We start from the raw sequence: 26,577 nt of genomic DNA on the forward strand, positions 1-26,577 counted from the left end.
GTGAGGATTTCAACCGTGTTTCAGCACGATGTCAGCTTGCAGTCTGATGCGTGGCCGAATTGCAACGTAATATTGTACAGTTGGCTTACCAGCGAGAGGGCGCGGCAGGATAGGCAGGAAGGACTTCGCCGAGCGCGGCCTTGAGCGGATCAAGGAAGGGTTCGAACGGCTTCCACGCCTCTGTGCCCTCACGGAAAATCGGCCGGCGGACCTGTTCGGAACTCGGCGTGCGCACCGCCCGTTCGGTTTCGTAGAAGGCGAGGCAAGCGGGCTCGAACGGCAAGCCGCAAGCCTCGAGCAGCGCCCGCACTTCGGCCTCGGTATCATCAACCATCCGCTCGTAGATCACGCGGTGGACGGCGCCGGGGATCACGCGGTCGATATGCGCCATCAGGCGGACATAGTCGCGGTAATAGGCGCCCATGTCCTCGAGCGAATAGGAGAAGCCCTGCCCCCGCGCGAAATGCTGCTTGAAATTGGAGAAGCAGCACGAGAGCGGATGGCGCCGCGCATCGATGATCTTCGCGTTCGGCAGGATCAGCCGGATGAACGGCACATAGAGCCAGTTGTTGGGCAGCTTGTCGATAAACAGTGGCCGCGCGGTGTGGCGCTGCACGCGGGTGCGCTCGAGATACTGCTCGCCCAGATCGCGCAATTTCGCCGGGTCGATGGTGGCGAGGTCGGCGGGGTAATTCGCCAGCGTCCGGGAAAGGATGCCGATGTCTGGCAGTTCGCTGGTGCCCTCCACCTGGCTGTGGCTGGAGAGGATCTGCTCGACCAGCGTCGACCCGGCGCGCGGCATGCCGAGCACGAAAATCGGGTCCTGCGCAGGGTAGCCGGCGCCGGCGTAGCGCGCGAACAAGACCGGCACCGCGACCTTGATCGCCGCATCGACCGCCGCGGTGGTATCCGCCGCATTGTATCGCAGCCGCTTTTTCCGCAGCGCATTGCCTGCAGCATAATGCGCAAAGGCGGCCTCGGCTTCCCGTCGGTCCTCGTGCGCCTTGCCCAGCGCGAAATCGAGATGCCAGCGGTCTTCGGGCGAAACGGCCTCGTCCGCCAATGCAGCGCGCATCGCGGCCATGTCTTCGTCGGAGAAGCGCACGGTCTTGAGGTTGGCGAGGCTCCACCACACTTCCCCCAGCCCCGGCTGGATCGCCAGCGCGCGGCGATAGGCGGCAATGCCCTCTTCCAGCCGCCCCACCGTCTTGAGCAGGTGCCCGTAGCTCATCCACACCTTGGGCTGGTTCGGCGCATCCTTCAGCACCCGGGCATAGAGCGCCAGCGCCTCGTCGAACTCGCCGATGCGGCCATAGGCGGCGGCCTGCAGGTTGGCGTTGCCGAGGTTGTCGGGATCCTCCACCGTGACCCGCGCCAGCTCCTCCAGCGCCTCCGCCACCCGCTCGGTGCGGTAGAGCACGAGCGCGAGATTGGCGCGTGCGGGCGTGAAATCAGGCGCAAGCTCGATCGCGCGGCGCAGCAGGTTTTCCGCGTCCTGATAGCGCCCGATGCGCCCCGCCAGCTCCGCAAACAGGCGGATCGCGCGCACATCGAACGGGTTTTCCTTGAGCAGCGCGCGCAGCAAGGGTTCAGCCTCGTGCAGCACATTCTCGTTCATCGCGATCGCGGCGCGGACGAGGCGGGGATCGTAGTTCGGCGTGGTAACGGTCTGGCTGGCCATGGCGGCGCTCAAGAAACACGGTGACGCGGCGCGATCAAGCGTTAGTCTGTCAGACCAACGGGAAACCCCCCAGGACCGTTCGTGTCGAGCGAAGTCGAGACACCGCGCGCAAGTGTCTCGACTTCCGGCCATAAAGGCCGGAAGTTTATCCCGAGCGAAGGCGAGGGGCTCGACACGAACGGGGGGGGGAGCGAGATTGGAGCATTGATGAGCAAGCAGCCGCGCGGCCTCAATTTCTGGATGGTGCTGGCGCTGTGCGTGGGCAACATGGTCGGCTCCGGCATCTATCTGCTGCCTTCGACACTGGCGCCCCTGGGCACGAACCAGTTGCTCGGCTGGATGGTGACCATCGCGGGGGCGACAGCACTCGCCGCCGCGTTTGCCCGGATGGGCGCGCGGCTGCCCGGATCGGGCGGGCCTTATGCCTATGTGCAGGCCGCGTTCGGGCCGTTTGCCGGGTTCGTCGCGGCGTGGAGCTACTGGGTGCTGCTGTGGAGCGGCAACGGCGCGATTGCCGTCGCGGTCGTCAGCAATCTCAGCCTGGTCGTGCCGTGGATCGGCAAAACCCCCGGCGTGCCTGCCCTGCTTGCGGTCGCCTGCGTCTGGGGCATGACCGCGATCAACATTCGCGGCGTGCGCGCCGCCGGCGCTTTCTCGGTGGTGACGACGGCGCTAAAGCTGCTGCCGCTGGTGCTGCTGATCGGGCTCGCGCTATGGTTCGCGCTGAACGGAACCCCGCGCGTGGTGCAGCCGCCGGTTTCCATCGCGCCGGGCGCCATCGCGACCGCGGCCGGGCTGACGTTCTGGGGCTTCCTCGGCCTTGAATCCGCGACCGTCCCGGCCGGCAAAGTGGAGAATGCCGCGCGCGTCGTGCCGCTGGCCACCATCATCGGCGTGGTGCTGACGGGCGCGGTCTATTTCGGCATCAGCCTTGCGTTCTGGGCCTATATGCCCGCCGATCAGGCCGCCGCCTCCCCCGCCCCGGTCGCCGATTTCCTCGGCCGGACCTTCGGCGGCAACATGGCCTCGGTCGTCGCCGTGTTCGCCGCGATCAGCGCATTCGGCACGCTCAACGGCTTCATCCTCCTCCAGGGCGAGATGCCGCAGGCCATGGCGCGCGGCGGCGTCTTTCCGCAATGGTTCGCCGCAGACGGGAAGCGCGGCACGCCGGTGCGCGCGCACGTCGTCTCCTCGCTGCTGCTGACGGCAGTGACCTTGCTCAACTACGGGCGCGGCCTTGGCGACCTGTTCCAGTTCATTGCCTCGGTCAGCCTTGCCGCCGGGATGCTCGCCTATTTCATGAGCATGATGGCCGCCATCCGCCTGCTGCCCGAAGAGCGCGGCCTGATCCTGCTCGCGCTGGGCGGCGCCGCGTTCATCGGCTGGGCGACATGGGGCCTCGGCGCCAGCGCGGTGGGCTATGGCCTTGGCCTCGTGGCGCTCGGCGTGCCGGTGTACCTCGCAGTGCGGCGCGGGCAGGAAGCCGCCCTGGCATGAAGCCGCGCTGGTGGAAGCGGCTCTGGCTGCGCTATCTGTTCTATTGCAAGCAGCACAGGATCATCGCTGGCACGATCACGCTGTGGGTCCTGTGGGTGATCCTGCAGATCGGCTGGCAGTTGCTGCCCATCGTGCTGGAGTTCCTGGTCGACTTTGTCGTGTCGCTGTTTGCAGCACTGTAGCCCGATTCCCCCTCCACCACCCGCTGCGCGGGCGGTCCCCCTCCCCATTTGTGCTGCGCAAAAATGGGGAGGGCCAATCCTGCCCTCCCAAGGGTTCCTTACTGCTTCCACCCCGCCCACGCCGAGCGCGCCATGACGGCAGCGGCATAGTAGACCACGCCGATCACCAGCCAGCGCAGCATGGCGACGTCCATGTTCTTGACCACGAAGGCCGCCACCAGCACCGCCGGGATGCCGCCGAGGATAATGCCCGTCACCACGCGCAAGTCGATCTCGCCGATGCGGATGTGGCTGATACTGGCCGCCGCCCCCGCGATGGCGGAGCTGCCTGCGATGACAGGGAAGGCATAGCGCGGGTCCATTCCCATCAGGCTGAACATGATCAGCGTCGGCGCCGAATTGCCCACGCCGAAATTGACCAGCACGCCCAGCGCGAAGTTTGCCGCAATCGCCACGAGCATCCACGGCAGCGAGAGAGTGGACGCGCTCCCGCCGCCCGGCATCAGGTGGAGGTTGATGAGGACAAAGATGCTCGCCGCGATCAGCAGGCCGACCGCGACCGTCGTCTGCACCAGCCAGACCTGCGCGCGCGAGACCAGCGGCGCGCCGATCAGGGCGCCCGCCAGCAGCGCGAGAATGCAGCCGACGAGCAGCGCCGGATCGATCTTGCCGCCAAGCAGCAGGAAGAAAATGAACGCCTGCACCATCGAAGGTCCGGTGTGGCCAACCAGCAGGGTGGAGGGGATCAGCCGGTCCGGCACCATCTTGCGGAACTTGATCCAAGCGGTGGAGGGCGCGAACGAGCCGATCCCGAGCGTGTCGAAGAAGTTGGTCACTGCCCCCAGCAGCAGGGCCTCCGGCCGAGGCGCCACCCGCTGCACGATCGCCGCGCGCAGTACCGCGGCGGCATAGCCGAGCGTTCCCAGCCCCAGCAGGATCAACAGCGCTGTCAGCATTCACGTCCCCCCTTGCCCCTTGTGGGAGAGGCTAGAGGAAACGCTTCAAGCTGCAATGCCCTTAACGTCCGCGGTGGAGCACCTTCCACAGCGTGCCGCGATCGCGGATGATTTCCGCCGCCGCGTTGTGTCCCGGCGCGCCGGTCACGCCGCCGCCCGGATGCGTGCCCGAACCGCACATGTAGAGCCCCTTGATCGGCGAGCGATAGTCGCCATGCCCCAGCACCGGCCGCGCGGCCCAGAGCTGATCGAGCCCCATGTTGCCGTGGAAGATGTCGCCGCCGATGAGGCCGAACTTGCGTTCCAGATCGAGCGGCGAGTGGATTTGCCGCGCGATGACTGCTTGCTTGAAATTGGGCGCATGGTCGTTGACGGTGTCGATGATGAGGTCCGCCACCTTCTCGCGGTGCTTGTCCCAATCGACCTTGGGATCGAACTGCTGGCAGAACAGGCTGGCGACATGCTGGCCCGGAGGCGCGAGGCTGTCGTCGATGGTGGAGGGCAGCTTGATCTCGATGATCGGCTTCTTCGACCAGCCGCCCGTCTGCGCATCGATGAAGGCCTGGTCCATGTAGTCCATGCCCGGCGCGATGATGATGCCGGCAGTGTGGTGCTCGGCCTTCTCCTTGCCGGGGAGCACGGTGAAGTCCGGCAGTTCGGAGAGCGCGACGTTCATGCGGAACGTGCCCGAGCCGGTCTTGTAGTTCTTGATGCGGCGGTTGAAATCCGCGTCGAGGTCGCTGGAATTGACAAGCTGGCGGAAGAGCAGCGCGGGGCCGACGTTGGCGGCGATGGTCGGCGCATAAAGCTCCTCGCCGCTGACCAGCTTCACGCCTTCCGCCTTGCCGTTGTTGACGAGCACCTTGGCAACCGGGGCTTCGAGGCTGATCTCGACGCCATATTCGGCGCAGGCGCGGGCCATCGCCTGCGTGATCGCGCCCATGCCGCCGACCGAGTGGCCCCAGGCGCCGAACTTGCCGTTCACTTCGCCGAACACGTGGTGGAGCAGCACATAGGCCGAGCCGGGGGTCGAAACGCCCGCATAGTTGCCGACGACGGCATCGAACCCGAACGCCGTGCGCACGTAGTCATGCTCGAACCAGCCTTCGAGGAAATCGCGCGCCGACTTGGTGAAGATATCGAGCAGATCGCGCTGCACCTCAAGGCCAAGGCCGGCAATCGGCCAGCCCTGCTGCGCGGCGGCCAGCAGCGAGCGGACACCGCCGCCGACATTGGGCGGGCACTTCAGCGCGATGTCGCGCAGCACTTGCGCCACTTTCTCAAGCGCGGCGTCGTAGTGCTTGTAGGTGTCCGCGTCCTTCTGGCTGAAGCGCGCGAATTCCGCCTCGGTGCGACCCGCCCCGCCGCCGAGCTTCAGATAGTCGTTCTCGAACGGGAAGAAGTTGCTGATCGTGCGCTCGATGATGCGAAAGCCGCGCTCGTGCAGCTTCATGTCGGCGATCACCTTGGGGCGCAGCAGGCTGACGGTGTAGCTCGCGGTCGAGTTGCGGAAGCCGGGATGGAACTCCTCGGTGACGCAGGCCCCGCCGACAATGTCGCGCCGCTCCAGCACGCGCACTTTCATGCCGGCGCGGGCGAGATAGAAGGCGCAGGTGAGGCCGTTGTGGCCGCCGCCGATGATGATCGCGTCGTAGCGGTTGGACATTGGATTTCTTCCCTTTTTTGCCGCAAGGTGGGATGACCCACCCCCGACCCCTCCCGCATGCGGGAGGGGAGTTATACCTTGTGCCTTCCTCCCCCCTCCCGCTTGCGGGAGGGGTTGGGCTTGGGCCTTTACTGTTTGCTCCACCCCGCCGGCGGTGCTTTGTGCAGCCGCGCTTCCGGGGTCAGCGCGCGGATCTTGCGCGCGAAGCTGCGCAGGCAGACCTCGCTCTTGCCGATGGGCCCCGCGCCATAGGTCTGCGAATTCATGCCCTGCTGCACGCGCTCGATCAGCCAGGTGTCTTCCTTGTTGACCACGCGGTTGATGCGCCAGTTGGCATAGCGCACCAGCTTCATCGTCCTGCTGTCGTCCGGCAGCGCATAGGCCATCTCGCGCAGCAGGCAGGTGGTCGGGCTGATCGGCAGCCACTGCATGAAATCGATCTGATCGGCATAGATATCGAACGCCATGTTCGGCCAGAGCTTGAAGTAGAGCCAGCGGCGGCGGTTCTCCTCCGGCAGCTCCTCCACATGGGGCAGATGCGCCTGATAGAAGCGTTCCCAGAAATTGGCGCTCGGCTTGTCGACAAGATCGCCCTTGAGCCGGTCGACCCAGTCATCCGCCTGAATTTCATAGGACTTCCCGAAAATGCGGGTCAGCCCATCATGCGCAACGGGGATATGCAGGTTGTCCGAATAGTTGTCGCCGACGTTCTTCCAGTTCACATCGCGCGGGCGCAGGCGCATCTTGCCCATCGGCTGCATGTCCTCGAACCGGTAGGGAGCGATTTCGGCCTCATGCGGGGCCATCATCTCACCCACAGTCGGGAACACGCCGGGCTTGAGGCAGACCCAGACGAAGCCGCGCCACACCTCGAGCGCGACGGGGGCGAGGCCGTTTTCCTCCAGCTTGAGAGCGGGATAGTCGCTCTTCATCGGAACCCCGGTGAGGCGCCCGTCGGTCTCGTAGACCCACGCGTGGTAGGGGCAGACGAGCTTCTTCGCGCAGCCCGCGGTGCCTTCCACCAGCCGCATCGCGCGGTGGCGGCACACGTTGGTGAAGGCGCGCACTTGCCCATCATCGCCGCGCATGACGATCACGCTTTCGCCGATGTAGTCGATCGTGCGCCAGTCGCCCGCGTTGGGAATTTCGTTCACATGGCAGACGATCTGCCACGAAGGGCGGATCACCCGCTCCATCTCAAGCGCATGATATTCGGGATCGGTGTAGAGCCAGCCCGGCAGGCTCCAGTCCGCATCGGGATCGTGCTCGCTGGCGCTGCAGGCCGCGATGGCGGATTGGTGGCCCATACCGAATCTCCGAAAAAAGCTTGTTGGACGAACGTACAACAACGGCTAGGATAAGCAAGATGAAACCGCCCTCCGCTCACCAGCCCGCCTTCCGCCGTCAGGAGCCCGACGCGCGCCGGCTCGCGCTGATCGAGGCCTGCGCGCGCGTGCTGGCGCGGCTCGGCGCGGCCGGCGCCAGCGTGCGGGCGATTGCGGTGGAGGCGGGTGTATCGCCGGGCCTCGTCAGCCATTATTTCAGCGGAATCGAAGCGCTTGTCGCGGCGACTTACGATCACGTCGAAGCGGTGGTTGCCGAAACCATCGACCGCGCGGTGGAAGCCGCCGGACCCGATCCGCGCGCGCGGCTCGATGCCTTCGTGACGACGACGTTCGCGCCGACCATCGCGGACCGGCAGCTGCTCGCCACGTGGATCGCGTTCTGGAGCCTCGTCACCGCGCGGCCCGCCATCGCTGCGCAGCATGACGAGCAATATGCCGGTTCGCGCGCCAGGCTCGAAGCGCTGCTCGGCGCCTGCGGCATGCCCGAGGCCGAACGGCGGCGCGCGGCGATCGCCGTCACCGCGCTGCTCGACGGCCTCTGGCTCGAACTCTGCCTCTCGCCCGGCTGCTTCAGCGCCGAGGAAGCGGGCGACATCGCGCGCCGCTTCCTCGATACGCTTATTTCGACCAGACCGTTTACTTTGAAAGGTCGGTGAGCAGGCTCAGGTAATAGGTCACGCCGGGGCGGATGTTCTCAAGCCGCACGCGCTCATTGAGGCCATGCGAGAATTCCTCGCTGTCCTTGGTGAACACCGGGCTCGCGCCATAGGCCGGGATGCCGAGGCGGCGGTAGTACATGCTGTCCGACGCGCCCGAGCTCTGCGAGGGGACCACCGCGATGTCCTTGCCCCAGGCCTTGCGGATCGCCTTGGTCGAAGCGGCGACGAAATCGGGGCGCATCGGCGAAGCGTCGGTCTCGAATGACCCCTCGCTGACGTCGGTGATCTTCACCTCGGGCTGGCCGACCACCTTGAGCAGCTGCTCCATGATCTCGGCGCGGCTGTGGCCGGGGAAGATGCGGCAATTGATGTAGGCCGTGGCGCGCTGCGGCAGCGCGTTCAGCGCGTGGCCCGCATCCGCCATCGTCGGCACGCAAGTGGTGCCGACCTTGCCGACCATCGCCGGATTGGCGCGCAGCACGGCAATCGCGTCCGCATCCGCCGGGTTGACCGAGAAGGCCCGCATCGCCGCGGCCGTCCCGGGATCGGCCTCGAACGGCGCGGCCTGCGTGAAATAGGCCTTGGTCAGCGGGTTCTGCTCGGCGGGAAACTTGTAGGCACCGATCTTCACCAGCGCCGAGGCGAGCTGGACGATGGCGTTTTCCGGGCGCGGCGCCGAACTGTGCCCGCCGGGGTTGGTGACCTCGACCTTGAAATCGCCGTAGGTCTTCTCGGCGCCGTCCCACACCCAGTAGAGCGGCTTGCCCGCCACTTCCTCCAGCTTGCCGCCGCCCGCATCGGCATTGATCACCAGTTCCGCGTTCTTGAGCTTGTCGGCGATGAGCCCGGTCGTCTTCATCACCGTTTCCTCGTCGCCCGAGAACTCGATGACGATCGTGCGGCGCGGCTTGTAGCCCGACTTGCGCAGCTCGATCAGCGAGGACAGCGCCAGCGCGCCGCCGAACTTCATGTCGGTCGCGCCCCGGCCATAGAGAATGCCGTTCTCGACCACCGGGGTGAACGGATCGCGCTGCCAGTCCGCAGGCTTGGCCTCGACCACGTCCATATGGCCCGAGATCACCAGCGGCTTGAGCTTGGGATCGCTGCCGGTCCATGTCGCGATGATATAGGCGGTGTCGTCGACCGGCGTGATCTCGATATCCCCCTCGGCCCAGCCCGCCGCCAGCAGCGCCTGCTTGTAGAGCTTGGCGACGTCGATGGTCCGGTTGTTCTCCCCGCGCACCGAGCGGATCGCGATGGACTTGGTGGCCAGATCGAGAACCTGCGCTTCAGCGGCCGGATAAGCGGCAGGCGCAGCGGCCAGCACCGGCAGCGGGGCAATAGCGAGGACAGACAGCGCAGCGAGACGGAATGGGGACATGGCGTTACGGGACTCCTGATGTCCCTCGACGCTGGCGGGCTATGTTGCAGCGCGCAAGATGTTTTCTTGATAGCCTCGCGCGCTGGCCCACCCCAAACCCCTCCCGCTTGCGGGAGGGGCTTAAACGCCGCGCTTAGTCTCCCCTCCCGCCTGCGGGAGGGGTCGGGGGTGGGCCTTCCAAAAGCGGTGGGCCCCCTCAGCGCTCCACCTTGCTCGCGTCGAACGTGCCGAGCCCCGGCTTGAAGCTCTTTTCGTCGAGGAACTGGCGGGTCGCTTCCTTGCGCGCAGCCGCACCGCCGAAGCTGTGCAGCGCTTCCTGCGCGCGGATCTGGTAGTCGAGCGCGTTGTCGTAGGTCATGTCGACCATGCGGCGCATCGTCCACTTGGTGGCGCGCAGCGCGTGCGTGTCCTTCTTCTTGAGGACATTGGCGATTTCCAGGACGCGCGCGCGCAGCTTGTCCGCCGGCACCGCTTCGGTCACCAGTCCCTGTTCCTCGGCCTGCTTGCCGGAGAGGTTCTCGCCCATCATCGCGTGGTACATCGCCTTGCGGAACGGCATCAGCTCCTGCGCAACCTTGCTGGCGCCGCCGCCGGGGAGGATGCCCCAATTGATCTCGGAAAGCCCGAACTGCGCGTCCTCCGCTGCAATCGCGATGTCGCAGCCGAACAGCGGGCCATAGCCGCCGCCGAAGCACCAGCCATTGATCATCGCGATCGTCGGCTTCTCATACCAGCGCAGCCGCTCGAACCAGCCGTAGCTCTCGCGCTGCGACTTGCGCACGGCCCAGAGGCCCTGCGCCTCGGTCTCGCGGAAGTATTCCTTGAGGTCCATGCCCGCGGTCCAGGCTTCGCCCTCACCGGTCAGCACCAGCACCTTCACGTCCTCGCGGAACTCGAGCTCTTCCAGCACCGCCTTCATGCGGCGGTTGAGCTTGGGGCTCATGCAGTTGCGCTTCTCCGGCCGGTTGAACGCCACCCAGGCGATGCCATCCTCGACGCAGAAGGCAACGGTGTCCTCCTCGGCGCGTTCCGGCTTGGGGGCAATCGGGGTCTGGTCGGTCACGGTGCGTCCTCTCGGGTGAAACAGAGCTAATGGGTTATGCTATATAACACTTCGTGAGTCGGCGCAACTTTGGCCCCGGCAAGGCATGGCACGGCGTGAAATCGGCCCGACTGCGTAGTTTCAACCGTAACGGACTCAAAACCTGCACCAAAGGACAGGATGGGTGCAGAAACCCCTGTGAACGATCACCGCATACGAATGCAGCATTTGAAAATAATGCAAATTCCGCCCTCTGAAATCGCTTGAAACCGCGCTTTTCGGCCAGTGAATTGCATTAACTGCAATTGCCACGCTATGTTTCGCACTTGCGAAGACCCGGGGTGCGGCGCACTAGGGACAGGCCTTTCAGGCATCCTCTCCCAAACTTTCAAAGGGCCATCCGGCAACGGGTGGCCCCTCTTTTTGGTCCGGTTCCGCCCCCTCATCCGTGCGGCAGAATCACCGTCCGCCCGATCACCCGGCGCTCGCGCATCGCGAGGTAGGCCTCGCGCCAATCGGCAAGCGGCAAGGCAGAATGCACATGCGGCCGGATGCGGCCTTCCTCCGCCAGCCGCATCACCTCCGCGATGTCCGCAGCGCCGCGTTCCGGGAAACGCCGCCCATATTCGCCTGCACGCACGCCGACGACCGAGAAGCCCTTGATCAGCGGAATGTTGGTGCGCACCTCGGCAATCCGCCCCCCGGCAAAGCCCACCACCAGCAGCCGCCCGCCGAACGCGGTATAGCGGCAGGCCTCGTCGAACACGTCCCCGCCGACAGGATCATAGACCAGGTCCGCCCCGCGCCCGCCGGTCAGCTCCAGAATCTGCTCGCGCAGCCCCGTCGGCCCGGCAAGGATATGGTCCGGCGCATAGAGCCGCTGAATGGCCTCGCGCTTCTCCGCCGTCGATGCGACCGCGATGACGGTGAGCCCCAGCGCCTTGCCGAGATCGACCGCCGCCAGTCCGACGCCGCCCGCCGCGCCATGCACCACCAGCGTTTCGCCCGCCTCCGCCCGGCCGATGCGCGCGATGGCCGTGTAGGCGGTGATATAGGCCGCGCGCAGCGAGGCCCCCTCGGCGAACGAGAGCGCGGCGGGCAGCGGGATCAGCGCGGCATCGGCATAGGCGCCGTATTGCACCACCGCGCCCGTCAACGTGGCGACGATCACCTTGTCTCCCGCCCGCCAGCGGCTCCCCTCGCCCGCTTCGACGACTTCGCCCGCTGCCTCGAAGCCCGGCACGAACGGCAGCGGCGGCTTGGCCTGATAGAGCCCCTCGGTCATCAACAGGTCCGGAAAGCCGAGCGCCGCCGCCTCGATCCGCACCAGCGCCTGCCCCGCCCCCGGCTGCGGCATGGGCCGCTCCGCCACGCCGACCCCGGCGAGATCGGGGGCAAGTTCGGACACTTCGAGGACGTGCATGGTCTCGGGCAAGTTTGTCATCGGCGGTTCTCTCCCGCCGCCAGCGATGCCTCAGCCTTGTGTCGCCGTCCAGCCTTACGCGGCGCTCGCCCGCTGATGCAGCCGCGTGATCGCATCGAGCGCGGAGAGCAGCGCGCCTTCCTGCCAGCAGCCGTAATAGGAGCAGTGCTCGCCCGCGAGGACGATCCGACCATCCATCGAGACCAGATCCTGATAATGCGCCGCGCGGCTTTCCTCGCTCCACTTCGCGCAGCAGCCGAGTATCCACGGCATCCGGCTCCACGCCACCGTCGCGCCGCTCAGGAATTCCGCCTTGTAGTGCGCCGGATGCAGCACCGCGCCTTGTTCCAGCGCGGCGGCAATGCGCTTTTCGGGCGTCATCCCGGCCAGGATATAGGACCCCACGCCGAACGGATAGGCGCCCAGCAGCACCGCCGGACCGTCGCTGAAGCAACCATGGCTCGGATAGCTGATGAGTCCGATTGCCTGATCGGTGAACGATGTGCCGCCATAGATCGCGTCCTCGGTCTCCCAGAACCGGCGCCTCATTTCCAGGCCGATCTTGACCGAGTTCTCGTAAGGCAGCGCCTTGATCGCGGCTTTCTTGGCATCGGAAACCTGCAAGTCGATTTGCCCCAGGATCGTCGCGGGGATCGTGCAGACCATCCAGTCGGCACGGGTCTCCCCGGCCGCGCCGGTCTTCGCATCGGTCCAGCTCGCGGTAACCCCGCGCTCGTCCTGCGCGATCTTGCTGACGCGCGTGCCATAGCGGATCAACTTGCCCACCCGCGCCTGAAACGCCTTGCCGATATGGTCCATCCCGCCCTTGGGCTGGAACATGCTCGTCTGCATCACATGTTCGGCGAAGAAGCCCAGCGGCCCCCAGATCTGGCTGTCCAGCGTGTCGGAGAGGCTGAACGGATCGTTCGGGATCGGCGCACCGTTCACACCGCCCCCCGGCGGCCGTTCCCACCCGCGCTGCTCGCCCAGCTTCACGCTCTTGCTATAGGCCATGTTCTTGTCGAGCACGCCCCAGCTGCGCAGCGCTTCGAGCAGGACGGCCTTGTCCTCCTTCGTCACCGCCTGGTCGAGCGCGCCCGCATTCAGCGCCTTGCCAAGCAGTTCGGAGACATGGCCTTTCCAGTCGATGGTCAGATCGCGGAAACGCTGCGGCTTGCCCCCGAACGCCGCCTTGCGGTGGACGAAGGTGTTGTGATTGCTCTGCATGAAGGGTTCGAGCACGACCCCGAACTGCTTGCAGTAATGCAGCACGGTGCGATGATGATAGGGAATGCGCCAGGGGCCGGGGTTGAAGTAGTTGCCCGGCGCGAAGCCCACTTTCTGGACCGAGCCCAGCTCAGTGACCGTATCCCCTCCGCGCAAGGTCATGTTGCGCCCGCCCGCCCGGGTCTGCGCTTCGAGGATCTGGACCTTGTAGCCCGCCTTGGTCAGCTCATAGGCCGCAAGCATCCCCGCCAGCCCCGCGCCAAGCACGAGCACCGAAGCGCCCGGCTTGGCACCCGAAAGCTGCGGCGGGCCGGTAAACTGCGATTCCGCCGCATGGCCCAGCGCCGTCATCGCCTGATAGAGCGCCGCTCCGCCGCCCAGCTTGCCGATCATCGCGAGAAGGTCGCGGCGGGTCGTCGGCACTATCGGCTGGCTCATGCGGGATACCTTGCTGGAAGAGAGGTCAGTGCCCGCAGTTGCAATCGGGAACCGGGGGATTGGCAGTGCTGATGCGGTCAAGATCGGCGACGGTGACGGCATCGGGATAGGTGTTGAAATGGCCGCGCACGTAGTTGAGCACCGCAGCGATCTGGGGGCGCGTCAGCATCCCCTCGAACCACGGCATGCCGCCGCGCCCCTTGAGCAGGATGATGCTGGCATAATCGTGGTTGGCGAGCCGGGGATTGCCTGCCAGCGCCGGGATCATCGCGCCGGGGACGCCCCCGCCCTTGGCATCGGCCATGTGGCAGGACTGGCAGATCTGCTCGTAGATCTCGCGCCCCTCGTCGGCCACCGCGACCGAGGAGCCGCCGCCGCGGTCCTGCGCGAAACCGGGGCTCCCCGCCGCAAGCGCGAAGGCCAGCGACAGGCTGGCGGCAATCAGGACAGTGCTGCGAAATCCCGGCAAGGTCGTGGCCCCCACTCCTGCTACCGTCGGCTAGGTGGTTCATGCTATGCTGCGGCGCAGCGTCGTCAATGCAAATTGTTGCCGGATCGGTGCGGCGCGGCCCTCCCCTTGGGGTACGATCCTGCCGGATCACGCCGATACAGTGCTTTTTCCCTCGCGCTTTGTCGCTTAAGGTCATGGTTGCCATCCGCATCCGTCTGCGGTCACGCCATAGGGGAAAACAGTTATGCGCTTCATGCTCCTGCCCGCCATCATCTGCGCCATGCTTGGCCTTGCCACCCCCGCTCACGCGCAAGTCACGCGCGTGCAGAGCAACCCGCAGGCGCTGATCCTCGACGGGGCGGACGTGAAGGCCGGGACCGACCTGTTCTACCTCTCGGGCCAGCTCGCTTCCCCCATCGATCCAGCCAAGACCTTTGCCGACGTGAAATCGATCGATGATCTGGGCGACACGAAAACGCAGACCGCCAGCGCGCTCAAGCGGATCAAGGAGATCCTTGCAGCACGCGGCTATTCGATGTCCGACGTGATCAAGCTCACGCTCTTCGTCGTGGCCGATCCCAAGCTCGGCAAGATGGACTTTGCGGGGGTGAACGAAGGCTTCAAGCAGTTCTTCAAGACGGCGGAAAACCCGATAACGGTCGCGCGTTCGACCTTCCAGGTCTCGGCGCTGGCCGGCCCCTACTTCCTGATCGAGATCGAGGCGATTGCGGCGAAGAAGCGCTGACCTGAGGCCATTCCCGCGTGGCTGCGAAGGATTGCAATCGTATTCCTTTGGACAGGCGTCCCGGATCGGTCTCTTTGGCGGCTCGTGGTGTCTTGCCGCCGGTAACATCCCTCGCCTAGTCTGCGAACGTATTCGCCGGGAGAGGCCGGACACCATCCGGACGTCAGAGCGAGGGCCGCTTCAGAAGCCCGTGCCGTGCAGCGTCCGACCAGGGGGAGTTACCATCCGTGCGCCTCGATGAACGCGACCAGACCGCCGGCGGCTCAGCCAGCCCCGACATGCAGGCCCATATCCTCGACGTGCTGCGCCACCGTGTCGGCAAGGACGTCCATTCGGCCACGCCGCACGACTGGTTCACCGCCACCGTCCTCGCGCTGCGCGACAAGGTGATCGACCAGTGGATGGAATCGACCCACCGCACCTATGAAGAGAGCGGCAAGCGCGTCTATTACCTCAGCCTCGAATTCCTGATCGGCCGCCTGCTGCGCGATGCGCTCTCCAACATGGGCCTCACGCGTGAGATGGAAAAGGCGCTCAGGTCCTACGGCTTCGACCTCGGCGCGATCGAGGATCTCGAACCCGACGCCGCGCTCGGCAACGGGGGCCTCGGCCGCCTCGCCGCGTGCTTCATGGAAAGCCTCGCCAGCCTCGACATCCCGGCTTACGGCTACGGCATCCGCTATGTGAACGGCATGTTCCGCCAGCGCATCGACGATGGCTGGCAGGTCGAACTGCCCGAGACCTGGCTGAGCCACGGCAACCCCTGGGAATTCGACAGGCGGGAAAGTGCGTACCGCATCGGCTTCGGCGGCGAAGTCGTCGACAAGGCGGGCCGCGTCGAGTGGATCCCGGCCGAACAGGTCGAGGCCTCGGCGGTCGATACGCCGGTCGTCGGCTGGCGCGGCAAGCGGGTCAACACGCTGCGGCTGTGGACCGCAAGCGCGCTCGATCCCATCCGGCTCGATGCGTTCAACGCGGGCGACTATGCCGGTGCGCTCGCCGAGGAAGTCCGCGCCGAAACGCTGGTGCGCGTGCTCTATCCGGCAGATTCCAGCCCGGCCGGGCAGGAACTGCGGCTGCGGCAGGAGTATTTCTTCACTTCCGCCTCGATCCAGGACATCGTCCGCCGCCACGTCCAGACCTATGGCACGATCGAAACCTTGCCCGACAAGGCCGCGATCCAGCTCAACGACACGCACCCGGCGGTCGCCGTGGCGGAACTCATGCGGCTGCTGGTCGATATCCACGGGCTCGATTTCAACGAAGCCTGGGACCTCACGCGCAAGACCGTCGGCTATACCAACCACACCCTGCTGCCCGAGGCGCTGGAAAGCTGGCCGCTGCCGCTGTTCGAGCGGCTGCTGCCGCGCCACATGCAGATCATCTACGCGATCAACAGCCGCGTGCTGCGCGAGGCGCGCAAGTCCGGGCTGGACGACCGCGCCATCGCCGCGATCAGCCTGATCGACGAAGCCGGCGAGCGGCGGGTGCGCATGGCCAACCTCGCCTTCGTCGGCGCGCACAGCGTCAACGGCGTGGCCGCGCTCCATACCGAGCTGATGAAGTCCACGGTCTTTTCGGACCTCCACGGGCTTTACCCCACGCGGATCAACAACAAGACCAACGGCGTCACCCCGCGCCGCTGGCTGCAGCAGTGCAATCCGGGCCTCACCGGCGTGATCACCGATGCGATCGGCCCCGCGTTCCTCGATGATGCGGAGAAGCTGGCAGACCTCAATGCGCTGGCCGGCGACGCCGCGCTGGGCGAGCGCATCGCCGAAGTGAAGCGCGCCAACAAGGTCGCGCTGGCAAGCTACGTGCGCCAGTCGATGGGCCTCCGGCTCGATCCCGACGCGCTGTTCGACGTGCAGATCAAGCGCATCCACGAATACAAGCGCCAGCTGCTCAACCTCGTCGAGACGGTCGCGCTCTACGACCAGATCCGCAGCCATCCGGAGCGCGACTGGGTGCCGCGCGTCAAGATCTTCGGCGGCAAGGCGGCATCGAGCTATCACAACGCCAAGCTCATAATCAAACTGGCGAGCGACATCGCGCGGCGCGTGAATGCCGATCCTTCGGTAGGCGGGCTGCTCAAGGTCGTGTTCCTGCCGGACTACAACGTCTCGAAGGCCGAGCGGATCATTCCGGCGGCGGACCTTTCGGAGCAGATCAGCACCGCAGGCATGGAAGCCTCGGGCACCGGCAACATGAAGTTCGCGCTCAACGGCGCGCTCACCATCGGCACGCTCGACGGCGCGAACATCGAGATCAAGGACCGAGTCGGCGATGAAAACATCGTGATCTTCGGCCTCACCGCCGAGGAAGTCGCCGAAAAGCGCGGCAATGGCTACAACCCGCGCGAAGTGATCGAGGGCAGCCGCGAATTGCAGCAGGCCGTCTCCGCCATCGCGACCGGCGTGTTCTCGCCCGATGATCCGACGCGCTATGCCGGGCTGATGGGCGGCCTCTACGATCACGACTGGTTCATGGTCGCCGCCGATTTCGACAGCTACCATGCCGCGCAGCGCCGGGTGGACCGTCTGTGGGAAGATCACGCCGGGTGGCGCGAGAAGGCCATTCGCAACATCGCCAATGTCGGCTGGTTCTCCTCGGACCGCACCATCGCCGAATATGCGCGCGACATCTGGGGAGTTCTTGCCACCTCATGAAGCCGTCTCCCGCCGCGCTCGAAGCCCTGCTGAACGGAACCCATGCCGATCCGTTCGCGCTGCTGGGCATTCACGAAGGGCCCGGCGGCGCCTTTGCCCGGGCCGTACTTCCCGGGGCGGAAACGGCGGAGGCGCATTCGCTCGGCGGCAAGGCGCTGGGCGAACTCAAGCGCATCGACGATCGCGGCCTGTTCGAAGGCCATGTTACCGGCCCGCGCCAGCCGGTGAAGTATCGCTGCACCGCAGGCCCGCACGAATGGTGGGTGACCGACGCCTATTCGTTCGGCCCGGTGCTGGGGCCGCTCGATGATTTCCTGATCAATGAAGGCACGCACCTGCGCCTGTTCGACAAGCTCGGCGCGCATGTCATCGAGCACGAAGGCGCGCGCGGCGTGCACTTCGCGGTCTGGGCACCCAACGCAGAGCTCGTCTCGGTGGTGGGTGATTTCAACGACTGGGACGGCCGCCGCCACCCGATGCGCCGCCGCGCCGATATCGGCGTATGGGAAGTGTTCCTCCCCGATATCGAGGCCGGACGCGCCTACAAGTACCGCGTGGTCGGCCCGGGCGGTGCGGTGCAGCCGCTCAAGGCCGATCCTTTCGCCTTCCGCTCCGAACTGCGCCCCGCCACCGCCAGCGTGATTGCCGCGCCCGATGCGCACGCATGGGGCGATGCCGCGCACCGCGCCAGCTGGGCGAAGACAGATCCGCGCCGCGTGCCGATCTCCATCTACGAGGTTCATCCCGGCTCGTGGCAGAAACCGGGAGATGGCCGCGAGTTCTACTCATGGGACGAGCTGGCCGACCGGCTGATCCCCTACGTCGTCGAAATGGGCTTCACCCATATCGAATTCCTGCCCGTCTCCGAGCACCCCTTCGATCCCAGCTGGGGCTACCAGACCACCGGCCTCTTCGCCCCCTCCGCCCGCTTCGGCGAGCCGGAAGGCTTCGCGCGATTTGTCGACGGCGCGCACCGCGCCGGGATCGGCGTGCTGATCGACTGGGTCCCCGCGCACTTCCCGGTCGATGCCCACGGCCTCGCCCGGTTCGATGGCACCGAGCTTTACGAACACGCAGACCCGCGCCTCGGTTTCCATCCCGACTGGCAGACCGCGATCTACAATTTCGGCCGCCGCGAAGTGCTCAGCTTCCTCGTCAACAACGCGCTGTTCTGGGCCGAGCGCTACCATGTGGATGGCCTGCGCGTCGATGCGGTCGCCTCGATGCTCTACCGCGACTACTCCCGCAAGGACGGCGAGTGGATCCCCAATGCCGAGGGCGGCCGCGAGAACTGGGAGGCCGTCAGCTTCCTCCAGGCAATGAACCGCGCGGTCTATGCCAGCCACGCCGGGTTCCTCACCGTCGCCGAGGAATCGACCAGCTGGCCCGGCGTCACCCTGCCCACCGATGCCGCAGGCCCCCCGCGGGGCGGGCTCGGCTTCGGCTTCAAGTGGAACATGGGCTTCATGCACGATACGCTCGCCTACATGGCGCGCGATCCCGTCCACCGCCGCTACCATCACGACGAGATCACCTTCGGGCTGATGTACGCCTTCAGCGAGAACTTCGTGCTCCCGCTGAGCCATGACGAAGTGGTCCACGGCAAGGGCTCGCTGCTCGGCAAGATGAGCGGCGCCGACGCCTGGCAGAAGTTCGCCAGCTTGCGCGCTTACTATGGCCTGATGTGGGGCTATCCCGGCAAGAAGCTGCTGTTCATGGGGCAGGAGTTTGCGCAGGGGCGCGAATGGAGCGAGGCACGCGAGCTTGACTGGTACCAGCTCGATATCGCCGAGCACGCCGGGGTGCAGCGCTGGGTGAAGGACCTCAACCACGCCTACCGCACCCTGCCCGCGCTCCATGCGCGCGACTGCGAGGGCGAAGGCTTTGCATGGCTGGTGGTCGACGATGCCGCCGCCTCGGTCTTCGCCTGGGCGAGGCTGGCACCGGGCGCGCCGACCGTGGTCGTCGTCAGCAACATGACGCCGACGCTCCACGGCCACTATCGCCTGCCCTTCCCGCAAGACGGCAAGTGGCGCGAGGCGCTCAACAGCGATGCCGCGCTCTATGGCGGATCGGGTCAGGGCAATCTGGGCGGAGTCACGGCGGAACACGGCGCCGCACTGGTCGTGCTGCCGCCGCTTTCAACCGTCATGTTCGTGTTCGAGGGATAAGCCGGAAGGCAAGAAGGCCAAAAAACCAGGATGGGAGATGGGTCATGCGTGATACTTATGGGCAGCCGCTGGCGCGCGACGCCATGGCCTATGTTCTCGCGGGCGGGCGCGGCAGCCGCCTTTACGATCTCACCGACAACCGCGCCAAGCCCGCGGTCTATTTCGGCGGGGTCAGCCGGATCATCGACTTCGCGCTGTCGAACGCGATCAATTCGGGCATCCGCCGCATCGGCGTCGCCACGCAATACAAGGCGCACTCGCTGATCCGCCACATGCAGCGCGCGTGGAACTTCATGCGGCCCGAACGCAACGAGAGCTTCGACATCCTCCCCGCCTCGCAGCGCATATCGGAGCACGCCTGGTACGAAGGCACGGCAGACGCGGTGTTCCAGAACATCGACATCATCGCCAGCCACGCGCCCAAGTACATGGTCATCCTCGCGGGCGATCACATCTACAAGATGGACTACGAGCTGATGCTGCAGCAGCACGTCGCCACCGGCGCGGACGTGACGATCGGCTGCCTCGTGGTCAAGCGCGAGGAAGCCAAGGGCTTCGGTGTGATGGCGGTGGACGAAAAGGCGGTGATCACCGATTTCGTCGAAAAGCCCGCCGATCCGCCCTCAATCCCGGGCGATCCCGAACACTCGCTCGCCTCGATGGGCATCTACGTGTTCGAGACGAAGTTCCTGTTCGAAGCGCTGCGCCGCGATGCCGACGACCCGAACTCGAGCCGCGATTTCGGCAAGGACATCATTCCCGATATCGTGAAGAACGGCAAGGCCGTCGCCCACCGCTTCACCGACAGCTGCATTCGCGCCGCCGAGGAAATCGGCGAATACTGGCGCGACGTGGGCACGCTCGACGCCTATTTCGAGGCGAACCTCGACCTGACGGATGTCGTCCCGAAGCTCAACATGTACGACCGCGACTGGCCGATCTGGACCGATCAGGTCGTGGCGGCGCCGGCCAAGTTCGTCCACGATCAGGAAGGCCGGCGCGGCATGGCGATTTCCTCGCTGATCTCGCAGGATTGCATCGTCTCCGGCGCCATCGCCAGGCGCAGCCTCCTCTTCACCGGCGTGAAGATGGGCTCGTTCTCCAGCGTCGATGAAGGCGTGATCCTGCCCTATTGCAACATCGGCCGCGGCGCCCGCCTCAAGCGCGTCATCCTCGATTCCGGCGTGCGCATCCCCGAAGGCCTCGTCGTGGGCGAAGACCCGGAACTCGACGCCAAGCGCTTCCGCCGCACCGAAGGCGGCGTGTGCCTGATCAACAAGGCAATGATCGAGCGGCTGAAGTGATGGACGCGCTCCTGATCCACTTTTCTTCCCCTCCCCCGCTCGGGGGAGGCCGGGTGGGGGTGCGCCGCGCTCTCAGGACAGGCCGAGCCCCCTCCCCCAACCCCTCCCCGATGGGGAGGGGAGCAAGATGACTCTCAGCATCCTCTCCGTCGCCTCCGAGGCGGTCCCGCTGGTCAAGACCGGCGGCCTCGCCGATGTCGTCGGCGCCCTGCCCGCAGCGCTCGCCGCGCATGACGTGGCGATGACCACGCTGCTCCCCGGCTATCCGGCGGTGACCGCAACCCTCGGGAAAAAGCCCAAGGTCCTGCACACGTGGGACAGACTGCTCGGCGAACCGGCCCGTCTCCTCGCCGGCAAGATCGGCGTTGGCAGCAGCGAGGGGCACCCCTTGCTGGTCCTCGATGCCCCCGGCCTGTTCGCGCGCGAAGGCGGACCCTATGTCGATGCCACCGGGCGCGACTGGCCCGACAACTGGAAGCGTTTCGCCGCCTTCGGCCGCGCTGCCGCCGATATCGCGGGCGGCGGGGTAAAAACGCTTACCTTCGACCTGATCCATGCGCACGACTGGCAGGCCGGCATGGCCCTGGCCTACCTGCGCTTCGCTCCATTTTCCGGAGATGGCGCTGGCCCGCAGCTGCCCTCGGTCATCACCATCCACAACATGGCGTTCCAGGGCCACTACGGCGCGGACCTGTTCCCCGCGCTCGGCCTGCCGCCGCAGGCCATGGCGATCGACGGGATCGAGTACCACGGCGGCATCAGCTTCCTCAAAGCCGGCCTCGCCGCCGCCAGCCGCATCACCACGGTGAGCCCGACCTACGCGCGCGAGATCCGCGAGCCAGGCTTCGGCATGGGCCTCGAAGGCCTGATCCGCGCGCGCGAAGGCGAAGTCAGCGGCATCGTCAACGGGATCGACCCCGCCGTGTGGAATCCCGCCAGCGACGCCGCGCTCAAGTCCGGCTACACCGCCCGCGCCCTCGCCAAACGCGCCACCAACAAGCGCGCGCTCGAAGCCGAGTTCGGCCTCGAGAAGGGCGATGGACCGCTGTTCGTCGTCATCAGCCGCCTTACCTGGCAGAAGGGCATGGACGTCCTGCTCGAGGCCGCCGACCACCTCGTCGGCATCGGCGCCCGGCTCGCTCTGCTCGGCTCGGGCGACGCCGCGCTCGAAAGCGGCTTCCACGCCGCCGCCGCGCGCCATCCGGGCCGGATCGGCGTGCGCATCGGCTATGACGAGGCGCTCTCCCACCGCATGCTCGGCGGCGGCGATGCGATCCTCGTGCCCAGCCGGTTCGAACCCTGCGGCCTCACCCAGCTCTACGGCCTCGCCTACGGCTGCGTGCCCGTTGTCAGCCGCACCGGCGGCCTTGCCGATACCGTCATCGACGCCAACCTCGCCGCGCGGCAGGCCGGTGTCGCCACCGGCGTGCAGTTCGACGGCGTGCGCTGGCAGACCCTCGCCGATGCGCTCACCCGCACCGTCCAGCTTTACCGCGATCCCGCCGCCTGGCGCAGCCTCCAACGCGCGGGAATGGGCGCCGATTTCACCTGGACCGGCAGCGGCGAGGCCTATGCCGATCTCTACAAGAGCCTTACGGTCACGCGATGATCCAGACGATTCCTTCTTCACCCTTCACCGATCAGAAGCCGGGCACTTCGGGCCTGCGCAAGAAGGTCCGCGTCTTCGCCCAGCCGAACTACGCCGAAAACTTCATCCAGTCGGTGTTCGACGCGGTCTCGCCCGAACCCGGCGCCACCCTCGTGATCGGTGGCGACGGGCGCTATCACAACCGCACCGTGATCCAGTCGGCGATCCGTATCGCCGCCGCCAACGGCTATGGCCGGGTGCTGGTGGGGCAAGGCGGCATCCTCTCGACCCCCGCCGCGAGCCACGTGATCCGCAAGTACGGTGCCAGCGGCGGCCTCATCCTCTCGGCCAGCCACAATCCTGGCGGGCCGGATGAGGACTTCGGCATCAAGTACAACATCGCCAACGGCGGCCCCGCGCCCGAAGCAATCACCGACGCGATCTTCGCGCGCACCAAGGTCATCGACCGCTGGCTGACGGTCGACGCGCCCGACGTCGATCTCGATACGCTGGGCACGAGCGAAGTCGCGGGCATGACGGTCGACGTGATCGACAGCGTCGCCGACTGGGCGGACCTCATGGAAACGCTGTTCGATTTCCCCGCAATCCGCGCGGCGGTGGCCAGCGACCTCACCATGGCCTTCGATGCCATGCACGCCGTCACCGGCCCCTACGCCATCGAAGTGCTGGAAAAGCGCCTCGGCTTCCGCCCCGGCACCGTGCATAACGGCGTACCCTTGGAAGACTTCGGCGGGCACCACCCCGATCCCAACCGCGTCCATGCCAAGGTGCTGTTCGACCTCATGTTCTCGCCCGATGCGCCCGCCTTCGGCGCAGCTTCCGATGGCGACGGCGACCGCAATCTGATCGTCGGCAAGGGCATCTTCATCACCCCGTCGGACAGCCTCGCGATGCTGGCCGCCAATGCGCACTACGCCCCCGCCTATGCGGGGGGCCTCGCCGGGATCGCCCGCTCGATGCCGACCAGCGCGGCTGCGGACCGGGTGGCCGAGGCGCTCGGCATCCCAGCCTTCGAGACGCCGACCGGCTGGAAGTTCTTCGGCACCTTGCTCGATGCCGGCAAGGCGACGATCTGCGGCGAGGAAAGCGCGGGCACCGGGTCCGACCACGTGCGCGAGAAGGACGGGCTCTGGGCCGTGCTGCTCTGGCTCAACATCCTCGCAGCACGCGGTGAAAGCGTGGAAGCGATCGCCCGCCAGCACTGGGCCAAATACGGCCGCAACTACTACGCGCGGCATGATTACGAGGCGCTGCCCAAGGATGTGGCCGAAGCGCTGATGGCCGCGCTCGAAGCCTCGTTCCCCACGCTCCCCGGCAAGGTCTTCGGTCCGCTGACGGTCGAGCAGGCGGACAGCTTCTCTTACACCGATCCCGTCGACGGCTCGCACAGCGCCAATCAGGGCATGCGCGTGCTGTTCGTCGGCGGCTCGCGCATCGTGCTGCGCCTTTCCGGAACCGGCACCGAAGGCGCAACCTTGCGGCTCTATCTCGAGCGCTATGAACCCGCCGGCGGCACGCTCGATGCCGATACCGACACCATGCTCGAAGACCTGATCGCCGCCGCCGAAGCCATTGCCGGGATCGCCGTCCGCACCGGCCGCACCGCGCCCGACGTGATCACATGACCCAGCTTTCGGTGCGCGCCCCGCGCGCCGAAGGGGTCACGCTCTGCCTGTTTGACGGCGATGCCGAAACGCGTCTGCCGATGGCGCGCACCGGAGACGAATGGGTAGCGGACGCCCCTCCCCCCGGCACCCGCTACGGCCTGCGCGCGCACGGCGAATGGGCACCGGAGCGCGGGCTTTGGTTCGATCCCGCCAAGCTGCTCGTCGATCCCCGCGCGGTGGAGCTGGACCGGCCCTTCACCTACAGCCCCGCGCTCAGCGCATATGGCGTCGATACCGCCCCACTCGTCCCGCGCGCGGTGATGCCCGGCGCGCTACCGGAAGTCCCGCTCCGGCCCGCCCACTTCAAGCACGGCGGCCTGATATACGAAGTCAACGTCCGCGGCCTCACCATGCTGCACCCCGATGTGCCGCAGGAACAACGCGGCACGGTTGCCGCGCTCGCGCATCCCGCCGTGCTCGCCCACCTCGAAAAGCTCCATGTGAGCGCGGTCGAGCTCATGCCGATCACCGCGTGGATCGACGAGCGCCACTTGCCCCCGCTCGGCCTCGCCAATGCCTGGGGCTACAACCCCGTCGTCCCCATGGCACTCGATCCCCGCCTCTGCCCCGGCGGCGTCGCCGAACTGCGCGAGACAGTGGCGGCACTGCACAAACGCGGCATCGGCGTCATCCTCGATCTCGTGTTCAACCACACCGGCGAAAGCGACATTCTCGGGCCAGTGCTCGGTTTCCGCGGCCTCGACAACGCCGCCTATGCCCACGCGCCCGACGGCACGCTGATCAACGACACCGGCTGCGGCAACACGCTCGATTTCGCGAACCCCGCCATGCGCGCGCTGACCATCGCCACCCTCCGCCACTTCGTGCAGCACTGCGGCGTGGACGGCTTCCGCTTCGATCTCGCCACCGTGATGGCGCGCGGCCCCGGCTTTGCCACCGACGCGCCGATCTTCGCCGAGATCGCCGCCGATCCATGGCTCGCAGACCGGATCATGATCGCCGAACCATGGGATATCGGCCCCGGCGGCTACCAGCTCGGCCGCTTCCCCCCGCACTGGCTCGAATGGAACGACCGCTACCGCGACGACGTTCGCCGCTTCTGGCGCGGCGATGCGGGCGTGGGCCTGCTCGCCACCCGCATTGCCGGCTCGTCCGACCTCTTCGGCAAGGACTGCCGCAGCGTGAACTATCTCGCCGCGCACGATGGCTTCACCCTCGCCGATACGCTCGCCTACGAGCACCGCCACAACCACGCCAACGGCGAGGACAACCGCGACGGGCACGGCGAGAACTTCAGCTGGAACAATGGCGCCGAAGGGCCGACGGACGACCCCGAAGTCCAGGCCCGCCGCGCCGCCTTCGCCCGCGCCATGCTCGGCACGCTGTTCGTGTCGACCGGCACGATCATGCTGACCGCGGGCGACGAATTCGGCCGCAGCCAGCAAGGCAACAACAACGCCTATGCGCAGGACAACGCCGTCACCTGGGTCGATTGGGAAAACCGCGACCGTGCGCTCGAAGACCATGTCGCCGCCCTCGCCGCATGGCGCGCAGCGCGCGATTTCGCGCAGTTCCCGGACGACGGCGCATGGCTCGCCCTCGATGGCGCACCGATGGATGCGGCCCGCTGGGAACATCCGGCCACCTCCGGTTTCAGCTGGCACGCAAAAAGCGAGGCGGCGCGATCGACGGGATTGAAGATCGATCGCGCCGCCCCTCAGGCTGGACCCGGAGTGGACGAGCCCTGAGCAGGATCAGGCGCGCTGCCAGACGAGCGCCGGATCGAATTCATCCCGCGCCGCCGGAAGCGCGCGCGGCACCTCCTGCACCACCGGCAGCGGCTGCGGCAGCAGGGTATTGAGCAGCACGCGCCCGAACGCCCAGTCGCCGAGATCCGACGCGGCATTGATATGCCCCGCCTCCCCCGCATCGGCGAGGCGCGAGCCCCAGCGCCGGGCAAGCCCGCGCGCCTGCGCCATCGTCAGGTAGGGATCATTGCGGCTGGCCACGAGCACCGAAGGGAACGGCAGCGAGGCTTCCGGCACCGGCGCAAAGCGCGTCAACCGGCGGTCGAGCGGGCGCTCCTCGACATCGGGCGGCGCGACCAGCAGCGCGCCGATCACCTTTCCGCCTTCCACCGGCCCAGAGCCCCAGGAACTTCCGGGCTGCTCATACTCCGCCCACCACGCCACCGCGAGGCAGCCCAGACTGTGCGCCGCGAGCACCACCGGCCCTTCGGCGCGCTGGATCGCAAGATTGAGCTTGTTCACCCAGGTGTTGCGGTGCGGGTCTTCCCACAGCCCCAGATCGACCCGGCGGCAGCGCGGCAATTGCGCTTCCCACAAGGTCTGCCAGTGGCCGGGGCCGGAATTGCAAAGCCCCGGCACGGTCAGGATCACCGGCGCAGGACTATCATTCAAGGTATTGATTTCATGGGCCATCGTACGTCTCCGAGAGAAGAATGGCCGGTCGACTCGGTGCACGTCCCGACAAGCACGACGA

20 protein-coding genes are annotated in these 26,577 nt (G+C 66.6%); 10 read left to right on the forward strand and 10 right to left on the reverse strand.

Features of this window, described 5'->3' with window-relative positions:
* Window positions 1-85: 85 nt before the first annotated feature.
* On the reverse strand, window positions 86-1,681 hold the full coding sequence (locus tag NDB2M1_RS02175; protein ID WP_072379169.1) for a tetratricopeptide repeat-containing sulfotransferase family protein: 1,596 nt from the start codon (window positions 1,679-1,681) through the stop codon (window positions 86-88).
* 207 nt (window positions 1,682-1,888) lie between these two features.
* Here NDB2M1_RS02175 and NDB2M1_RS02180 point away from each other — a divergent pair, with 207 nt between their 5' ends.
* Window positions 1,889-3,178: an APC family permease gene (locus NDB2M1_RS02180; RefSeq protein WP_072379171.1), complete on the forward strand. Its 1,290-nt coding sequence runs from the start codon at window positions 1,889-1,891 to the stop codon at window positions 3,176-3,178.
* The gene (locus tag NDB2M1_RS02185) at window positions 3,175-3,360 is read left to right on the forward strand and encodes a hypothetical protein (RefSeq protein WP_072379173.1); all 186 of its coding nucleotides are present in this window, start codon (window positions 3,175-3,177) and stop codon (window positions 3,358-3,360) included. The genes NDB2M1_RS02180 and NDB2M1_RS02185 overlap by 4 nt, the downstream gene beginning before the upstream one ends.
* 98 nt (window positions 3,361-3,458) lie before the next feature.
* Here NDB2M1_RS02185 and NDB2M1_RS02190 read toward each other — a convergent pair whose 3' ends face one another.
* The 3 genes from NDB2M1_RS02190 to NDB2M1_RS02200 all read right to left on the reverse strand — a co-directional run bounded on the left by NDB2M1_RS02190 (window position 3,459) and on the right by NDB2M1_RS02200 (window position 7,289).
* A complete protein-coding gene (locus tag NDB2M1_RS02190) occupies window positions 3,459-4,316 on the reverse strand; it encodes a sulfite exporter TauE/SafE family protein (RefSeq protein ID WP_072379175.1) in 858 nt (285 codons plus the stop codon).
* A 61-nt stretch (window positions 4,317-4,377) separates the two neighbouring features.
* A complete protein-coding gene (locus NDB2M1_RS02195; RefSeq protein ID WP_072379177.1) occupies window positions 4,378-5,982 on the reverse strand; it encodes a phytoene desaturase family protein in 1,605 nt (534 codons plus the stop codon).
* Between the two features lie 128 nt (window positions 5,983-6,110).
* Window positions 6,111-7,289, reverse strand: a complete 1,179-nt coding sequence (locus tag NDB2M1_RS02200; protein WP_072379179.1) for an aromatic ring-hydroxylating oxygenase subunit alpha — start codon at window positions 7,287-7,289, stop codon at window positions 6,111-6,113.
* Window positions 7,290-7,348: 59 nt separating this feature from the next.
* Between NDB2M1_RS02200 and NDB2M1_RS02205 the strand changes: the two genes are divergently transcribed.
* Window positions 7,349-7,984, forward strand: a complete 636-nt coding sequence (locus tag NDB2M1_RS02205; RefSeq protein ID WP_054121808.1) for a TetR family transcriptional regulator C-terminal domain-containing protein — start codon at window positions 7,349-7,351, stop codon at window positions 7,982-7,984.
* Here NDB2M1_RS02205 and NDB2M1_RS02210 read toward each other — a convergent pair.
* The 5 genes from NDB2M1_RS02210 to NDB2M1_RS02230 all read right to left on the reverse strand — a co-directional run bounded on the left by NDB2M1_RS02210 (window position 7,965) and on the right by NDB2M1_RS02230 (window position 13,967).
* Entirely contained in the window at window positions 7,965-9,368 is a 1,404-nt protein-coding gene (locus tag NDB2M1_RS02210; protein WP_054121807.1) for a M20/M25/M40 family metallo-hydrolase, read from the reverse strand. The two genes, NDB2M1_RS02205 and NDB2M1_RS02210, sit on opposite strands and share 20 nt — an antisense overlap.
* A 196-nt stretch (window positions 9,369-9,564) precedes the next feature.
* Complete coding sequence (locus NDB2M1_RS02215) at window positions 9,565-10,431, reverse strand: p-hydroxycinnamoyl CoA hydratase/lyase (RefSeq protein WP_083554604.1); 867 nt, start codon at window positions 10,429-10,431, stop codon at window positions 9,565-9,567.
* Between the two features lie 421 nt (window positions 10,432-10,852).
* Window positions 10,853-11,854, reverse strand: coding sequence for an NADPH:quinone oxidoreductase family protein (locus NDB2M1_RS02220; protein WP_253185742.1), 1,002 nt, complete (start codon window positions 11,852-11,854; stop codon window positions 10,853-10,855).
* A gap of 54 nt (window positions 11,855-11,908) precedes the next feature.
* Complete coding sequence (locus NDB2M1_RS02225; RefSeq protein WP_072379183.1) at window positions 11,909-13,498, reverse strand: flavin monoamine oxidase family protein; 1,590 nt, start codon at window positions 13,496-13,498, stop codon at window positions 11,909-11,911.
* Between the two features lie 25 nt (window positions 13,499-13,523).
* Complete coding sequence (locus tag NDB2M1_RS02230; RefSeq protein ID WP_231624972.1) at window positions 13,524-13,967, reverse strand: c-type cytochrome; 444 nt, start codon at window positions 13,965-13,967, stop codon at window positions 13,524-13,526.
* Window positions 13,968-14,193: 226 nt separating this feature from the next.
* On the opposite strand from NDB2M1_RS02230, the gene NDB2M1_RS02235 reads away from it, so the two are divergent.
* From NDB2M1_RS02235 to glgX, 7 genes are all read left to right on the forward strand, one after another.
* Window positions 14,194-14,694, forward strand: a complete 501-nt coding sequence (locus tag NDB2M1_RS02235) for a Rid family hydrolase (protein ID WP_054121804.1) — start codon at window positions 14,194-14,196, stop codon at window positions 14,692-14,694.
* A gap of 278 nt (window positions 14,695-14,972) precedes the next feature.
* On the forward strand, window positions 14,973-17,363 hold the full coding sequence (locus NDB2M1_RS02240; RefSeq protein ID WP_072380035.1) for a glycogen/starch/alpha-glucan phosphorylase: 2,391 nt from the start codon (window positions 14,973-14,975) through the stop codon (window positions 17,361-17,363).
* Window positions 17,360-19,534: a 1,4-alpha-glucan branching protein GlgB gene (glgB, locus tag NDB2M1_RS02245; RefSeq protein WP_072379185.1), complete on the forward strand. Its 2,175-nt coding sequence runs from the start codon at window positions 17,360-17,362 to the stop codon at window positions 19,532-19,534. The genes NDB2M1_RS02240 and glgB overlap by 4 nt, the downstream gene beginning before the upstream one ends.
* A gap of 44 nt (window positions 19,535-19,578) precedes the next feature.
* On the forward strand, window positions 19,579-20,838 hold the full coding sequence (gene glgC, locus NDB2M1_RS02250; RefSeq protein ID WP_072379187.1) for a glucose-1-phosphate adenylyltransferase: 1,260 nt from the start codon (window positions 19,579-19,581) through the stop codon (window positions 20,836-20,838).
* Window positions 20,839-20,965: 127 nt separating this feature from the next.
* Entirely contained in the window at window positions 20,966-22,447 is a 1,482-nt protein-coding gene (gene glgA, locus NDB2M1_RS02255; RefSeq protein ID WP_072379189.1) for a glycogen synthase GlgA, read from the forward strand.
* Window positions 22,444-24,072: an alpha-D-glucose phosphate-specific phosphoglucomutase gene (locus NDB2M1_RS02260; protein WP_072379191.1), complete on the forward strand. Its 1,629-nt coding sequence runs from the start codon at window positions 22,444-22,446 to the stop codon at window positions 24,070-24,072. The genes glgA and NDB2M1_RS02260 overlap by 4 nt, the downstream gene beginning before the upstream one ends.
* Window positions 24,069-25,823: a glycogen debranching protein GlgX gene (gene glgX, locus NDB2M1_RS02265; protein ID WP_072379193.1), complete on the forward strand. Its 1,755-nt coding sequence runs from the start codon at window positions 24,069-24,071 to the stop codon at window positions 25,821-25,823. The genes NDB2M1_RS02260 and glgX overlap by 4 nt, the downstream gene beginning before the upstream one ends.
* Before the next feature lie 6 nt (window positions 25,824-25,829).
* On the opposite strand, the gene NDB2M1_RS02270 is transcribed toward glgX, so the two are convergent.
* On the reverse strand, window positions 25,830-26,516 hold the full coding sequence (locus NDB2M1_RS02270; protein ID WP_072379195.1) for an RBBP9/YdeN family alpha/beta hydrolase: 687 nt from the start codon (window positions 26,514-26,516) through the stop codon (window positions 25,830-25,832).
* Window positions 26,517-26,577 lie beyond the last annotated feature (61 nt).

This window comes from Novosphingobium sp. NDB2Meth1 (assembly GCF_900117425.1).
Taxonomy (GTDB): Bacteria; Pseudomonadota; Alphaproteobacteria; order Sphingomonadales; family Sphingomonadaceae; genus Novosphingobium.